Below are 15,690 nucleotides of genomic sequence, written 5' to 3'. Positions count from 1 at the left end.
ATCGTATGAAAAAGTTTCTACTAGCCTCCCTAGCAACCCTACTCCTTTGCACCACCATGGCTTCTGCTGTGGAGAACCCCTTCACCGACGTGTCCAGTGATTCTGACTTGGCAGCCCCCGTCCTATGGGCACTGGAAAATGGCATCACCTCTGGCACCACTACCACCACCTTCGCTCCCGACGACACCTGCACCCGTGGGCAAGTGGTCACCTTCCTCTGGCGCGCCAAAGGTGAACCCACCCCATCCATCACCACAAACCCCTTCACCGATGTAGCCAGCTCTAGCCCCTACTACACCGCCATTTTGTGGGCTGTGGGTGAAGGCATCACCAATGGTTTAACCGAAACCTCTTTTGGCCCTTCCACCAACTGCACCAGCGGTCAAGTGGTCACCTTCTTGTATCGTGCCATGGGCGAACCTGAAAGCACCTACGAAAGTGCTTACGCCGACGGCGCCGCTTCTGCCTATGTGAATGCCATCAACTGGGCTGACGAAACTGGCCTTTTAGACGGCATGGACTTCGCAGTGTCTGCCGCTTCCCCTCGTAGCGACATCGTCACCTTCTTGTACCGTGACACTGGCTCTCCTGAAATTGAAATCACCGTGCCAGAGCCCATGGAAGCCATTGGCACCTACATGGGTACCATTGCCGAATATCAATCCACCTTTGACACGCTGTTCGACAAAGACGGCTACCGTGTGGTGGCTGTGGGTGAAAACTCCTCCACAGCTGGCATTGTAAACGCCAAATATGGTGTCATTGACCAATACGGTACCTTCATCGTGGAGCCTGTTTACGATTCCATCGTCTGGAGTTACACCCCTGCAGAAGGTATTGCCCCTGGCAATGACGTGCTCCCTGACGTGTTCCACGCAGGCTATGTGCAAGTGACCCAAGATGGCAAATACGGTCTTGTGAACAGCCAAGGCGTGGAAGTCATCCCCTGTCAATACGACTTCGTGGCCATGCCCTCTGAGGGGATTTGCACCTTGTACAATCAAGTTGGCACTGCCACCAGCGGCGCTTACAGCCACTACGTGGGCTATTGGAATCTGTCTTTGGGTCGTGAAATTCTGGCACCCGACACCTATTTGGCCATGCTGAAAAACGTGGCCTTGTCTGAGGACGATGCTACCTACACCCAAGTGGGTGCCATCAACCCCGAGGGATATGTGTACTGCTTCGGCGATTTCATCGACGGCTATGCCATGGTCATCACCGATAATTCCTACGAAGAAGCCGCCAACAGCTACCAAATGACAGCCACACCCACCATTCACCTCGATTACGCCAATTTGATTGACGCCAACGGCAACTTTGCCTTAAGCCAATCGGTTTTGGTGTATTGGAGCCATGGCGACTCCTTTGAGACTTACGCACAAAAGGGGCAATATATCCAATTCTGGGAAGCCACTGACTACACTGGCTATTCCGTGACCAATGCAAACGGCACCTTCTCGCTGGATTGTAGCGTGGTGTACGAAGCTGGCTTGACCAGTGCCAATGGCGTGGTGTTAGAAGCCCAATTCACCGATCCTTCTTTCTTCTCTCAAGGTGTCAAGTATATAAAACACCGCACTGTCGGCAGTATTAACCTAGACCAAGGCTACTACAGTGTCCTCAACGATGCCGCACCCAACACAATCAACGAGGGCGAAACGTTGTACTTTAACCTCAGTGGGCAAGCCATCACGGCTGTCTCTCTCCCAGCCGCTGAAACCACCTACACCATTGTAGTCAGTGACGGCCTCAACGGTGTAATGCCTTCCACCGCCCGTGGTGGTGTGGACTATAAGTACAAACAGATTACCTACGGCGTGGATGGCAGCACTTGGTATGCCTGCCAAAGCACCGATGGTCTGTGGGGTCTGGTGGACATCACCACTGGTGAAGAAATCCTGCCTTGTATGTATGACCAAGTGGGCATCAACAAAGCCTACACCAACGGCCAAGAAAATATCAACCTTTTTGAAATGGGTGTTTGTTATGTGAAGCTAGGGGATAAAGAATACTTAGTGGATAGTAGTAACACCATCCAAGCCGATGTGACAGGTCTGAAATTGCAAGAAGCCCAAAACGGCGTGTATTACAGTTCCAGTTCTGGCTGGTATGATAGCCAAGGACGCATTGTGCTTCCCGGTTATATCGAGCTGAAAAACGAGCCCGACCCCATGGGCAGTTACACCCTGTATCAATTGGACGGCAAGGTATACCAAGTCTCTGCAAACTATCTGAAATAAAGCAATCGTAATCCATTGCCACCCCATGTACACCATACATGGGGTGGTTTTTTTGCCCAAATCTCACAAACCCATGTGATATTCCATGCTCCCCCCCTTCACTTTTGTGCAAAACTAACATTTACAAAATCGATTTATCGTGCTAAACTGTTACCGTACTAAAAAATACAACATTTAATTTTTGGAGGACACTATCCCATGATGATGAAAAAACTATTTGCCGCTTTGATGGCAATGACTATGACCCTGTCTTTGGCGGCTTGCTCTAGCAGCACCACCGAAGCTACCACCACCACTGAATCTACTGCCGCCGAAACCACCACCGAAGCTGCAGCTGCTACTGATATGGAATATGTGGTTGACAACGGCGTTCTGGTGGTTGGTATCACCAACTTTGAACCCATGGATTATCCCGACGCAAATGGCGAATGGATTGGCTTTGATGCTGACATGGCTCGTGGCTTTGCCGACTATCTGGGCGTAGACATTGAATTCGTGGAAATCGAATGGAGCAATAAAATTCTAGAATTGAACGCCAAAACCATCGACTGCGTGTGGAATGGCATGACCCTGACTGAGGAAGTCATGTCCGCTATGGGCACTTCCAACGCTTACTGCAACAATGCACAAGTGGTGGTTATGAAGGCTGACACCGCTGCTAAGTACGACGAACCCATGGCCGAAGCTGATTTCTTTGCCTTTGCCGCTGAAGACGGTAGCGCTGGTGATGCCGAACTGAGTGCTTTGGGCTATAACGTGACTCTGGTTCAAGACCAAGCTACCGCTTTGATGGAAGTGGCCGCTGGCACTGCTGATGCTTGCGCCATCGACCTGCTGATGGCTGGCGCTATGATCGGCGAAGGCACCAGCTACGCTGATATGGTCATGGTTGGTACCTTGAACAGCGAAGAATACGGCGTAGGCTTCCGCACCGATTCTGACTTGGTGGATGCCATCAACGCTTTCTTCTCTGAAGCTTATGCTGACGGCTCTATGATGGAAATTGCTGAAACCTATGGTGTGGATGCTTCCATCTTGGCACAATAAGTTTTACTCTCTCTCTTATATTGGACAAAAGCAGAGCGCTAACGCTCTGCTTTTGCCCCGTTTTCAGATAACCAAACTTCTTAGAAAAAGGATTGTTTTTTTATGTTAGCTGACGTTTTTTCCATTTTACCAACAGTCGTAGACGCTTTGAACGTAGGGTTCACCCAAACATTAAAGCTGTTTTTTGTCACCTTAGTTGGCTCTATCCCTCTGGGGCTCATCATCGCCTTTGGGTCTATGAGTAAATTCTCTCTCCTGCGGAATTTCACCAAAACCATCGTCTGGATGATTCGCGGCACACCTTTGATGCTCCAATTACTGATTATCTATTACGGTCCTGGTATGATTTTGGGCAACAACATTTGGGGCAGTGGGGAAAGCGGACGATTTATGGCGGCGGCCATTGGCTTCATTTTCAACTATGCTTGCTACTTCTCCGAAATTTACCGTGGTGGCATCCAAGGGGTGCCCCGTGGACAAAATGAAGCTGGCGCTGTGCTAGGCATGACCAAAAGCCAAATCTTTTTCAAGATTACTTTCTTGCAAATGATTAAACGCATCGTGCCTCCCATGTCCAACGAAGTCATCACGCTAGTCAAAGATACCTCCCTTGCTCGTATCATCGCCCTACAAGAAGTCATCTGGGCAGGCTCTGCCTTTATGAAGGGCTACAACGGTATCTCTGGTTTGATTTGGCCTTTGTTCTTCACCGCTGTATACTACTTGGCCTTTACAGCTATCATCACCATTTTACTGGGCAAGCTGGAGAAAAAGCTTGACTACATCCGTGTTTAAGGAGGAATCTCATGGCTTTATTAGACGTACAAAACATTGAAAAAAGCTTTGGTTCCACCAAGGTTTTGCAAGATATTTCCTTCTCTTTAGAGCAAGGAAAAACCCTGTCCATCATCGGCTCCTCTGGCTCCGGGAAAACCACCTTGCTGCGCTGCCTCAACTTCTTAGAACGTCCAGATGCCGGTGTCATCAGTGTCAATGGAGAAATCCTCTTCGATGCTCACGACACCTCCACCCATTCTGACAAAGAAATCCGCAAGCGTCGTCTCCACTTTGGCATGGTATTTCAAAGCTTCAACCTGTTCCCCCAATACACAGCCCTCCAAAATGTAACGCTGGCACGGGAACTGAAGAACAAGGAAAAGAAAACCGAAACCCAAGAGGAAATCACCGCCGCTGGCAAAGCACTGTTGAAGCAAATGGGTCTGGCAGACCGTGCTGACCACTACCCTCACCAACTCTCTGGCGGTCAACAACAACGTGTGGCCATTGCCCGTGCCTTGGCGCTCCAACCTGACATCCTCTGCTTCGACGAACCCACTTCTGCCCTTGACCCTGAACTGACTGGCGAAGTGCTCAAAGTCATCCGTCAGCTGGCAGATGACCACATGACCATGGTCATCGTCACCCACGAAATGGCCTTTGCCCGCGACGTAGCCGACCAAGTGATTTTCATGGATGGCGGTTTCATCATAGAACAAGGCGACCCTCAAGATGTGATTAACAACCCCCAAGAAGAGCGAACAAAGCAATTCTTATCTCGGTATAATGGTTAATAAAAAACTGTAGCAAACCCATGATATTCCACAAGCACATAAAACAATGTAGGGAATGGTCTTGACCATTCCGCTCCCTTAACACAACTTGTATGGGAAAGCGGAACGGTCAAGACCGTTCCCTACGTTTTAATTGATAGTATGTTAGCTATTAGCTCACCCAATAGTCTCCACGCACCATTAGCTTCACGGTGGCGGCGGTGGCTTTCACGCCACGGTCTTCAATGGTCATCATGCACAGGTCATTTTTCGCTAGCTCATCCCCACCATAAATGATAGTGCCATCGGTTTGGTTGATTAAACCGGGAGAAGCGGACGCCACACAAGTGGCCGTGCCCACACGGAGCATCACCTCGCAACCAATATCCCCATAGAGCACCTGCCCTTGGGTCAAAGTCACCACGGTAAAGGCATCGGTGCTGGAGGTAGTGGTACCCTCACTGGTGGTGACACCAGACAGCTTATCCGCAATTTCTGCATTCAGCTCTGCATCACGAGCCCCAATGGCGCTATCGATTTGCTCAACAACGCTTGTCCAAAAAGTTTGCTGCAGATAGCTTAAGGTGACCAAGGGGTCATCGCTCGTGCCAACAGTGGCCAAAACGCTAACGCTCATGCAGGCAACAGCTGACACCATCATCAACACCATAGCACGGAATTTCCAACGGTTTTTCGGTTGTTTATTCATGTTTTATGTACCTTTCTATCTTGTATGAGGGTCGGGCGACCAATGGTCGCCCCTACATTTTTTGTAGGCGTCCAATGGTCGCCCCTACCTCATTTCACACCAGTTGATCTTGGGACAAGCCGAAGCTGACGGCGATTGCCGTGTCTACACGGTCCATCACCGTTTCCTCAATATGTCCCATACGCTCCCGCAGTCTGCGTTTGTCTAAGGTGCGTACCTGTTCCAATAATACCACAGAATCCTTACTAAGTCCACAGTTTTGATAGGCTGGCAAGGCAATGTGGGTAGGTAATCTGGCCTTCCCCGTTTGGGAGGTAATGGCCGCCGCTATCACCGTTGGGCTGTAGCGGTTTCCTGTGTCGTTTTGCACGATGAGCACTGGACGGACGCCCCCCTGCTCACTGCCCACCACGGGAGATAAGTCTGCATAATAAATGTCGCCACGTTTCACATTTGTATCCACAAAGTTCACACTCCGCCGAAAGATGTACCTGTCTCAACCGCTGTTGAGAGAAGCCACTTTCATTGTCCCACGCTATTGGGGAATTTATACTTTGGTCGGAAATAAAATTCCAACCAAGCGTCCCCAATCCAGTGTATGCGTGGATTAAACAGCTGGTGCATCCTTACAGCAACAACTGCAACTGGTAATCCACCTCGTGCCCACCTTCTAAATACACACGGGGCACACGCTTTGAAACAGCGCAGTTAATCTCATAAGAAATGGTGCCAGCCACCTCTGCCATATCGTCGGCTGTCTGTTCCAAACCGAACACTTCCACCGTGTCACCTGTGCCGATTTCAGGCAAGTCGGTCAAATCCACCATACACATATCCATGCAAATCCGCCCACAAATGGGTGCTTTGCCCTGTGCTGTGGTGACGCTCCATTTGCCAGACAAGCACCGCAACAAGCCGTCGGCATAGCCAATGGGAAGCACCCCAATCCGCTGTGGTTTGCTGGTGGTATACGTCCGCCCATAGCTGACTGACACGTCTGGGGCGTAATCTTTGACTGGGCCAATGGCGGTTTTCACCGTCATCACAGGGCGTAACCTCAAATGAGAGTCCTTAGGCTCATAACCGTACAGCACAATACCGGGACGACACAAATCCCACGCATACTCTGGATAATACAATACCCCACCGCTGTTGCAACAATGGTGCAAGGCAAAGGTGTGACCGCTTTGGGCTTCCACCGTTTCAATCATGGTTTTAAACCGTGCGAATTGCAAGGCCGTATAGTCTCTGGATGCTTCTTTGGTGGGTTCATCGGACACAGCAAAATGGGTAAACACCCCTTCACAGTCCAAATTTGGCAGGGCTAACACTTGCAAAATCTCTGCTACACTAGTGCCAAATTGGGTTTCATCGCAGACAAAACCCATACGTCCCATGCCCGTGTCTAATTTGATGTGTACCTTCAAGGTTTTACCACAGGCCACCGCCGCCGCCGAATAAGCCTTGGCAGTCGTCAACGTTGACACGTCTTGGGTCACGTTTAAGTCAATCAAATCCTCGGTCATCTCGTTGGGGGTGTAGCCCAAGAGCAAAATGGGCAACCCAATCCCATGGTGGCGCAGTTCCGCTGCTTCTTCCACGTTGGAAACGCCCAAATAGTCCGCCCCTAGCTGTTCGAGTTTACGGGCAATCCGTACAGCGCCGTGCCCGTAACCATCGGCTTTTACAATCCCTAGAAACTTTGTAGTCTCCCCCGCTTGACGGCGCAGAGCGTGGTAATTATTGGCAAGGGCATCCAAGTCAATCTCTGCCCATGTTCGTTTTAATCGATTGTACATGATATAAGCTCCTTTATATTTAAAGAACCTTCTCTTTTCTTATCCTAGTATATCATAAAATTGAAAAGACGTAAACACCACCTGTAAAATTCTCTCACCTTCCACGGCAATTTCACCCCCCACAGGAGTGCCATTGTCAACGGATAGCCATGCCGTCACCACCACATCTTGGAGCACATCATCGCTATAATCCAGCGTCACACGATAGCAGTCTTGGTCTTGATACGTCTCGGTATTTTCCTCTAGCGTCCACCCTTGCCGTAACCCCTCTAACAACAGCGGCAGACAGGCCAAAGGGCTCACCGCTTGGGTGGATAGCGCCCCCACATTGAACACCATGTCTTGGTATTGCAGCACCCATTGGCCATTGTGTAGCACCCCTTGTACCCCAGCCATAGTTTCTGGAGCCAGCACCTCCACCACCGTTTCCCCATTGGGGTTATAGTCACAGCGCAAAATAAACTCCGACACCAAAAAATCTCCATCGCTGATGATCTCCGCCTCCATGGTGGCACCTGTCATTTGGGTGTACACTGCCAAGGGGTCAACCGCCTCCACCGGCGCTTCACACCCACATAACCACAAAACAAACATCACCAGTAAAAACCCTTTTATTCTCATACACATCCCTCCTTGCTATATGTATATGTATAGCAAGGAGAAAATCATGCAACCAAATGAAAGCAATAGTAGGGAACAGTCTTGACTGTTCCGCCCCCAGAGAAATTCTCTGCAGGAGACGGAATGGTCAAACACCATTCCCTACTCATATCCGCAATTATTTAACTTATTTGCCCAGATAGTCGTGCAAGGTTTCCACGATGAACTCATGATCATCTTCGTGGGCCAAGCCAGTGACCACGATGACACCAATTTGCAACCCATTTTCCAAAGTGATGGGGAAGCCACCTCCCACGTCTGCATGGTCTTCACGAGAGACAAACCAGTTGTCAAAGAAGGTGCTGTTGCGACCAGCGAAGAAGGCACGGGCCTTCAAAGAGGACATGGTGGTTTTATACACGGTGTTGGCCTTGCGTTGCATCCACACATCGCTCATGTTGGTGGTGCCAGTGGCACCATATTTGAACACTTCACGTTGGTTGATGATGATGCTAAATGCCATTTTATAGCCCTTAGCAGCAGCCTTATTGGCCATAATCACACCCAATTCCAGTGCCATTTCGTTGGAAAATTCCTTAAATGTCAAAACCTCTTGGTCGTGAGACAATTGTTCTAAAGTTTTCATAGTCTTTATCTCCTTTAGTTGATTTGCCAACATCATACCACAGCAACAGGTAAAAAGCAAGAAAAGTAGAAATTTTTTTCCAAAAACCCTTGCAACCTAAGGGAATTTGTGGTATATATACTAGTAATCGCAATGAATGAGAAAATAACGTGGACGTAGTTCTAAGAGAGGGTTGGTCGTGGGCTGAAAGCCAACCTGTTCTGCAACGTTTGGTTCGCTCAGGAGCCACCATGGAGACATGGTCGGGGTCACCACCCGTTATCAAAGTGAAAGTGCGCACTCGTGTGATTAAAATGAGTGCGAATGTGGGTGGTACCACGGAAGTAACGTCTTTCGTCCCTATTGTCAGGGATGGAGGGCTTTTTTTATGTCCAAAATTCCCAATAAAATCGTATTTTATAAAGGAGATATAAGCAATGAAAGAACAATTAGAAGCTCTGCGTTTACAGGCTTTGGCTGAAGTAGAAGCCACCCAAACTGGGGCTGAGCTAGACGCTTTGCGTGTCCAATATCTGGGCAAAAAAGGGGCCTTGACAGCCCTGCTCAAGCAAATGGGTAAGCTCTCTGCCGAAGAACGTCCCGTCATGGGTCAACTGGCCAACGAAGTCCGCGCCCTATTAGAAGGTGCCATCGATGCCAAGGCCACCACCTTGGCCGCCGCCGCCTTAGAAGCCAAAATTGCCTCTGAATCCATCGACGTCACCATGCCCTCTACCCCTGTGACTCTGGGGCATAAGCACCCCATGTACACCGTGCTTGACGATATTAAAGACATTTTCATCGGCATGGGTTTCACCATTCTCGATGGCCCCGAAATCGAATTGGCTTCCTATAACTTCGACCGTTTGAACGCCGAAGCTGATCATCCTGCCCGTGAATGGTCTGATACCTTCTACCTCACCGAGGACTCCTCTGTCCTGCTCCGCACACAAACCTCTCCCATGCAAATCCGCGCCATGGAAACCATGGACTTGCCTGTCCGTGTGTTGGTGCCTGGTCGTGTGTACCGCAAAGACGAAGTGGATGCAACCCACTCCCCCATGTTCCACCAAATCGAAGGCTTGGTGGTGGACAAGCACATCACCATGGCTGACTTGAAGGGCACTTTGAACACCGTTATCCGTGAAATTTACGGCGAACGCACCGTCACCCGCTTCCGTCCTCACCACTTCCCCTTCACCGAGCCCAGTTGCGAAATGGACATCCAATGCCACAAATGTGGCGGCGCTGGTTGCCCCACCTGTAAGGGTGAAGGTTGGATTGAAATCTTGGGCGCTGGCATGGTTCACCCCAAAGTGCTCCAAGGCTGTGGCATTGATCCCGATGAATATTCCGGCTTTGCCTTTGGCATGGGTCTGGAACGTTTGGCCATGGGTCAATTCAAAATTAGCGACTTGCGTTTGATTTTTGAAAACGATGTTCGCTTCTTGTCTCAATTTTAAGGAAAGGTCGTGTTAGTATGCAATTATCTCGTAACTGGTTAAAAGAATTTGTCAGCGTAGATGCTGATACCCGTACCTTCGCAGAAGCCATGACCCTGTCTGGCTCTAAGGTAGAAGCCACTGAAGTGCTGGGTCATGACATTAAAAACATTGTGGTGGGTCGTATCGACTCCATCGTTCCTCATCCCGATTCTGACCACATGGTCATCTGCCAAATGGACGTAGGCCAAGCAGAATTGATTCAAATCGTCACTGGTGCACCCAACGTGCAAGTGGGCGATTACGTCCCCACCGCATTGGACGACAGCTACCTGCCTGGTGGTGTTCACATCACCGCTGGCAAACTCCGTGGCGAAACCTCCAACGGCATGCTCTGCTCTTGCAAAGAACTGGGCTTGACCGCTGAACACGACTTCCCCTACACCATCGAAGACGGCATCTGCATTTTGAGCGCTGACCCCGACTTGGCTGACAAGCTGGTGTGCGGTACCGACATCCGCACCGTCATGGGTTTGGACGATGAAGTGGTGGAGTTTGAAATCACACCCAACCGCCCTGACTGCCTGTCCGTCATCGGTTTGGCTCGTGAAGCCGCTGTCACCTTCCGTAAAGACCTTTCCCTTGTCACCCCCGAGGTGGAAGGCTGTGGCGGTAGTGTTGCCGAACATTTAGACATTGAAATCGAAGATGGGGAACTGTGCCCACGTTACACCGCCCGCATGGTGAAAAACGTGAAAATCGCCCCCTCTCCCCTGTGGATGCGCAAGCGTCTGCGTGCCAGCGGTGTGCGTCCCATCAACAACATCGTGGACATCACCAACTATGTCATGCTGGAATACGGCCAACCCATGCACGCCTTCGACTTCTCCTGCGTGGAAGGCGGCACCATCATCGTCCGTAACGCACGCGACGGCGAAACCATCGAAACTTTAGACGGTACCGTCCGTGAACTGACCCCCTCCATGCTGTGCATCTGCGATGAAAACCGCCCTGTGTGCGTGGCTGGTGTGATGGGTGGCGCCAACTCTGAAATCGTAGGCGATACCGCCATGGTTTTGTTTGAGTCTGCCAACTTCAACGGCCCCTCTGTCCGCCGTACCGCTGTGGCGCTGAACATGCGCACCGATGCCTCTGCTCGCTATGAAAAAGGCCTTGACCCCATGAACACCATGAAGGCCGTGGAACGTGCTTGCCAATTGGTGGAACTGCTGGGCTGTGGTGAAGTCATCGACGGCACCATGGATGTGATTGCCAAAGATAGCTGGCGCACCAGCTTGGAACTGCAACCTGCTCGCATCAACAATCTGTTGGGCACTGATGTAGCAACTGCTGACATGATTGATATTTTGAAACCTCTGGGCTTCACCATGGACGGAGAAACTGTCACCGTGCCTTCTTGGCGCTCTGACGTGGAACACTATTCTGACTTGGCTGAAGAAGTGGCTCGCTTCGTGGGCTACAACACCATCCCTGCAACCTTGATGCGTGGTGACACCGTGCAAGGTGGCTACACCCCTGTGCAACTAGCTGAAAACAGCTTGGGCAATACCTGCCGTGCGCTGGGTTACGATGAAATCATCACCTATTCCTTCATCAGCCCCTCCTATTATAATAAGATTAACCTGAGCGCTGACAGCGCACTGCGTCAGTCCATCACCATTTTGAACCCCTTGGGCGAAGACACCTCCATCATGCGTACCACCACCCTGCCTTCCATGTTGGAAATTCTGTCTCGTAACTTTAACTATCGTAACCCCAACGCTCGCTTGTACGAATTGGGTCGCACCTACTTTGCCCGTGAAGACGGTCTGGCTGACGAACCCAAGGTGCTGTCTCTAGGCGCATACGGCGGCATGGACTTCTTCACCATGAAGGGCGCTGTGGATGCAGTGCTGGCTGATTTGCGCATTACCACTGCCCGTTACGTGGCACAAAAGGAAAACCCCTCTTACCACCCTGGTCGTTGCGCCGACATTTTTGTGGGTGACGTGTTTGTGGGTACCGTGGGTCAAATTCACCCCTCTGTGGCCGCCAATTACGATGTGGATGCAGAGCTGTATTGCGCCGAATTGAAGTTCGATGTGCTCTACGCCAACCAAGGTGCCTTCCCTGTGTACCAACCTCTGCCCAAATTCCCTGCCGTCACCCGTGACATTGCTGTGCTGTGCGACCGCACTCTGCCTGTGGGCGATTTGATGGATTGCATCCGTGACGGTTCCAAGGGTCTGCTGAAAAATGTGGCTTTGTTCGACGTATACATGGGCGCTGGTGTGGCAGAAGACAAGAAATCTGTGGCCTTTAACTTGCAACTGCGTAGCGATGACGGCAACTTGACCGCTGCACAAGCTGATGAAGATGTGAAAGCCATCTTGATTTTGCTCAGCGAACGCCACGGTGCTGTGTTGCGCTAAAAAAGTTTCCCATTTCCCCTTTACAGAACAGGAAAAATCCAGTATACTAATCATAATACTAGAAAAGGACAGGTGGTGTTTGTATGGATGAATATACCCGTAAAATAGACTTTGCCATTGACAAAGATGCACAAATTAAACAGATTTTAACAACTGTTTACCATGCTCTGGAAGAAAAAGGTTATAACCCCATCAATCAAATTGTGGGCTATATCCTCTCAGAAGACCCCACCTATATCACCAATCACCACAACGCCCGCACCCTCATCCGCAAGGTTGACCGTGACGAGCTGTTGCAGGTGCTATTGCGCCGCTATCTAGCCTAAACAATCCGCAAAAAAGAGGCAGGGCAAAGCCAAGGTTAAAAGTAACAAGTAATCGTGAACAGGTGTAGAAAGCCACAATTTCAACGCCTCCTTTTTCACTATTTACTCTTACTTTTTACTTGTCATAAAGGTAAGAAAAGCTTACCTTTATGACATTGGAAGCAAGCCCTGCCCCTTTTCACGCCCCTCACACCTATCCAAAATCACCAAATATTGCAACACCTATCACAGTTGTAACAAATGTTATTCATAATTTTTTGCAATTTTATTGCTGAATTATAGGGGATTATATAGTTCAGTTATGGTAATTTGACACAAAAACTATTTTTAGCATTTTTTACCACCAACACAAGGTTGACAACTAATTGCAAATGTGTTACAATTTGGTTACAAACTATTGAAGGAGATATTTATGTCTGAAACAACCTCTGGTTTGATTTACAAAGGTCACCCACTTCGTCGGGTTGACAATGTAATTTACTTTGGCACCATGAGCCAACCTTACATTGTGATGATGCAAATCCTCGACTCTCGTAAGGAGCAAGATTTAGATGTGGCCACCCGCATCAGCATCCAACTGCAAAGCACCGATCCCAAGGCGAAAGCCAGCGATCGCGTGATTAAGAAGAGCGAAAAAGACAGCCTGTACAGTGCCCTTGACATTGCTACCATTTGGCTGGAACGTGCATTGGCTCCCAGCAAATAAACCCAGCTTTCTTACTATTAAAAAGAGAGAAACAGAAAGGAATCCCCCTTCCATGTCACCTTTTTACAAACAGATAAAAACCACAGCTCTGGTCTGCGCCCTTGCAGCCACTTGCCTGTCCACCACAGCCATGGCTGCCCCCGGCGGACAAGCTGTTGCCGTGGGTGCCACCACTGGTTCTTCCTTGAACCTGCGCTCTGGCGCTTCCACCAGCGATAGCGTCATCACCCAACTGAACAAAGGCGTTGCCGTTTCCATTTTGGATATGTCCAACCCCGACTGGTACCAAGTTTCCTACCAAGGAAAAACAGGTTATGTGTCCACCCAATATTTGATTGTTGACCAAGACGGCCTGTTCACCACCTATGGTGCTGTGTGGGATGAAGCCACTTCCTTGTACAGTGGCAAAACCACAGACTCCACCGCCCTAACCGCTTTGGAAAAAGGCACCGTGGTCACCGTCAACGGTTTCTCTGATGGTTGGTACACCTGTACATATGCAGATACCCAAGGGTACATCCGTAGCGATTATCTTGACTTGCAAAGTACAAATGCTTCTGCTTCTGTCATTTCTTCTAGCCTAATTTCTTATGCACAGCAATTTCTGGGCACGCCCTACCGTTATGGTGGCACCTCTGGCTCTGGCTTTGACTGCTCTGGCTTTACCATGACGGTTTTCGGTCAATTTGGTGTTTCCCTTCCCCACTCCGCTTCTAGCCAATGGAACAGCGGCGTAGGCACCAAGGTGTACAGTGTGTCTGATTTGAATGTTGGCGATTTGGTGTTCTTCCGTGATCCCAGCGTAGCTGGTAGCTACCCTTGTTCCCATGTGGGAATCTACACAGGAGACGGCCAGTTTATCAATGCCTCCTCCTCTCAAGGTGTATCCTATGCCACGCTTCTTTCTGGATACTGGGGCACCTACTTCATCGGCGGCTTGAATATGTAATTTTATCCCAGATGGACAAGTCCATCTGGGATTTTTTCCTGTCTATTTGCAAAAAAACAGCTGACCGAATTGGTCAGCTGTTTTTTGAATATAGATTCAATTATGCTTCGATTTCGCCTTCAATTGCAACGGAAATGGTATACAGATAAGTCACGATGTCAGCACGGGGAGAGGCATCGCCAGCCACAAAATCGATGCCTTCCAACAGGCCAATTTCAGCTGCCCAGTTGATAGCAGGCACAAATGCGTCAGCAACGCCTTCAGCCAATTCGCTTTCCACGGTTGCTTCAGGTTCGCTCATTGCGCGATACAGGAAGGTAGCCACGTGTGCGCTGGTGCAGACAGTAGAGGGTTCAAAGGTGGTTTCGGTCACACCAGTGGTGATGCCTTCGCCAACTGCCCACAAAATAGCGTTGTAATAGGGGCTTTCTTCACTCACGTCAGTGAAGGGGTTTTCAGTGATAACAGCTTCGGGTTCGCCCATTGCACGCCACAGGAAGGTCACAACTTGACCACGGGTGCAAGTATCAGCAGGGCCAAAGGTGCCATCAACATAACCAGTGGTCACACCGTTTTCATAAGCCCACATCACAGCATCATAATAAGCAGCGTCTTCAGCCACGTCAGAGAAACCAGTGAATTCGACTTCTTCAACCACTTCTTCTTCGGTCACTTCTTCAGCGACTACTTCTTCAACTACTTCTTCAGCGACTTCTTCGGTCACTTCTTCAGCGTCTTCAACTTCTACAGTATACACAGTGACGTCATCGCAGACCACATACACATCTTCAGTTGCTTCAAAATAGTAGATGGCATCTGCAACAATGTCAGCATAATGACCAGCAGTCACTTCTTCATCATAATACATCATAACGCCGCCTTGTGCAGAATAATACACTTGGCCATCTTCGCTAGTAGCAACGCCCAGAACAGCAGTGCTAGGATATGCGTCCAAATAACCACTGTTAGCCGTATAAGAAATAATAGCGTCGGCAGGCATATAATACAAGGTAACGGCTGTATCTACGATAGAGGACTCACCCGTTTCATAATCATACACATACAAGGGAATAACGCACTCTTCTTGGGCAGTCACTTCGGACAGAACCAGATCATAGGAATACACGTCTTCCCCATAGATGCGTTCCACAGGTACACTTACAGCTTCTGCTGCAAATGCAGTGGTTGCCAACATAGAAGCGGCCAACAGGGTTGCTAAAATTTTCTTCTTCATTTGTAAACTCCTTCATTTTTAATCTATT

General features: G+C 49.5%; 15 protein-coding genes. 9 read left to right on the top strand and 6 right to left on the bottom strand.

Going from position 1 to position 15,690, the window contains the following annotated elements; all coding sequences use genetic code 11:
- Nucleotides 1–5: 5 nt before the first annotated feature.
- The 4 genes from RFF05_RS01080 (at nucleotide 6) to RFF05_RS01065 (ending at nucleotide 4,861) form a co-directional block, all read left to right on the top strand.
- Nucleotides 6–2,243: an S-layer homology domain-containing protein gene (locus RFF05_RS01080; protein ID WP_409968610.1), complete on the top strand. Its 2,238-nt coding sequence runs from the start codon at nucleotides 6–8 to the stop codon at nucleotides 2,241–2,243.
- Between the two features lie 198 nt (nucleotides 2,244–2,441).
- A complete protein-coding gene (locus tag RFF05_RS01075; protein WP_409968609.1) occupies nucleotides 2,442–3,290 on the top strand; it encodes a transporter substrate-binding domain-containing protein in 849 nt (282 codons plus the stop codon).
- Nucleotides 3,291–3,392: 102 nt separating this feature from the next.
- Nucleotides 3,393–4,085: an amino acid ABC transporter permease gene (locus RFF05_RS01070; RefSeq protein ID WP_409968608.1), complete on the top strand. Its 693-nt coding sequence runs from the start codon at nucleotides 3,393–3,395 to the stop codon at nucleotides 4,083–4,085.
- 11 nt (nucleotides 4,086–4,096) lie between these two features.
- Nucleotides 4,097–4,861: an amino acid ABC transporter ATP-binding protein gene (locus RFF05_RS01065; RefSeq protein WP_409968607.1), complete on the top strand. Its 765-nt coding sequence runs from the start codon at nucleotides 4,097–4,099 to the stop codon at nucleotides 4,859–4,861.
- A 151-nt stretch (nucleotides 4,862–5,012) separates the two neighbouring features.
- On the opposite strand, the gene RFF05_RS01060 is transcribed toward RFF05_RS01065, so the two are convergent.
- The 5 genes from RFF05_RS01060 to RFF05_RS01040 form a co-directional block, all read right to left on the bottom strand.
- Nucleotides 5,013–5,549, bottom strand: coding sequence for a hypothetical protein (locus RFF05_RS01060; RefSeq protein ID WP_409968606.1), 537 nt, complete (start codon nucleotides 5,547–5,549; stop codon nucleotides 5,013–5,015).
- A gap of 94 nt (nucleotides 5,550–5,643) precedes the next feature.
- Complete coding sequence (locus tag RFF05_RS01055; protein WP_409968605.1) at nucleotides 5,644–6,012, bottom strand: type II toxin-antitoxin system PemK/MazF family toxin; 369 nt, start codon at nucleotides 6,010–6,012, stop codon at nucleotides 5,644–5,646.
- 163 nt (nucleotides 6,013–6,175) lie between these two features.
- Nucleotides 6,176–7,348 carry an alanine racemase gene (gene alr / locus RFF05_RS01050; protein WP_409968604.1) on the bottom strand — a complete coding sequence of 391 codons (1,173 nt, stop codon included), beginning with the start codon at nucleotides 7,346–7,348 and terminating at the stop codon, nucleotides 6,176–6,178.
- 39 nt (nucleotides 7,349–7,387) lie between these two features.
- On the bottom strand, nucleotides 7,388–7,969 hold the full coding sequence (locus RFF05_RS01045; RefSeq protein WP_409968603.1) for a hypothetical protein: 582 nt from the start codon (nucleotides 7,967–7,969) through the stop codon (nucleotides 7,388–7,390).
- Between the two features lie 166 nt (nucleotides 7,970–8,135).
- Nucleotides 8,136–8,594 carry a heme-binding protein gene (locus RFF05_RS01040; RefSeq protein ID WP_409968602.1) on the bottom strand — a complete coding sequence of 153 codons (459 nt, stop codon included), beginning with the start codon at nucleotides 8,592–8,594 and terminating at the stop codon, nucleotides 8,136–8,138.
- Nucleotides 8,595–9,010: 416 nt separating this feature from the next.
- Here RFF05_RS01040 and pheS point away from each other — a divergent pair, with 416 nt between their 5' ends.
- The 5 genes from pheS (at nucleotide 9,011) to RFF05_RS01015 (ending at nucleotide 14,428) form a co-directional block, all read left to right on the top strand.
- Complete coding sequence (gene pheS, locus RFF05_RS01035) at nucleotides 9,011–10,036, top strand: phenylalanine--tRNA ligase subunit alpha (RefSeq protein ID WP_409968601.1); 1,026 nt, start codon at nucleotides 9,011–9,013, stop codon at nucleotides 10,034–10,036.
- Nucleotides 10,037–10,053: 17 nt separating this feature from the next.
- Nucleotides 10,054–12,447: a phenylalanine--tRNA ligase subunit beta gene (gene pheT / locus RFF05_RS01030; RefSeq protein ID WP_409968600.1), complete on the top strand. Its 2,394-nt coding sequence runs from the start codon at nucleotides 10,054–10,056 to the stop codon at nucleotides 12,445–12,447.
- An 83-nt stretch (nucleotides 12,448–12,530) separates the two neighbouring features.
- Nucleotides 12,531–12,773 carry an IreB family regulatory phosphoprotein gene (locus RFF05_RS01025; protein WP_409968599.1) on the top strand — a complete coding sequence of 81 codons (243 nt, stop codon included), beginning with the start codon at nucleotides 12,531–12,533 and terminating at the stop codon, nucleotides 12,771–12,773.
- A gap of 412 nt (nucleotides 12,774–13,185) precedes the next feature.
- On the top strand, nucleotides 13,186–13,479 hold the full coding sequence (locus RFF05_RS01020) for a hypothetical protein (protein ID WP_409968598.1): 294 nt from the start codon (nucleotides 13,186–13,188) through the stop codon (nucleotides 13,477–13,479).
- A 52-nt stretch (nucleotides 13,480–13,531) separates the two neighbouring features.
- Nucleotides 13,532–14,428 carry an NlpC/P60 family protein gene (locus RFF05_RS01015; protein WP_409968597.1) on the top strand — a complete coding sequence of 299 codons (897 nt, stop codon included), beginning with the start codon at nucleotides 13,532–13,534 and terminating at the stop codon, nucleotides 14,426–14,428.
- A 100-nt stretch (nucleotides 14,429–14,528) separates the two neighbouring features.
- Here the strand turns inward: RFF05_RS01015 and RFF05_RS01010 are convergent, their stop codons facing one another.
- On the bottom strand, nucleotides 14,529–15,662 hold the full coding sequence (locus RFF05_RS01010) for an S-layer homology domain-containing protein (RefSeq protein ID WP_409968596.1): 1,134 nt from the start codon (nucleotides 15,660–15,662) through the stop codon (nucleotides 14,529–14,531).
- Nucleotides 15,663–15,690 lie beyond the last annotated feature (28 nt).

Source organism: Bengtsoniella intestinalis, from assembly GCF_039719005.1.
Taxonomy (GTDB): domain Bacteria; phylum Bacillota; class Clostridia; order Oscillospirales; family Oscillospiraceae; genus Oscillibacter; species Oscillibacter intestinalis.
Note: the sequence above shows the minus strand (reverse complement) of the source record. Positions and strands in the feature narration are given on the sequence as shown.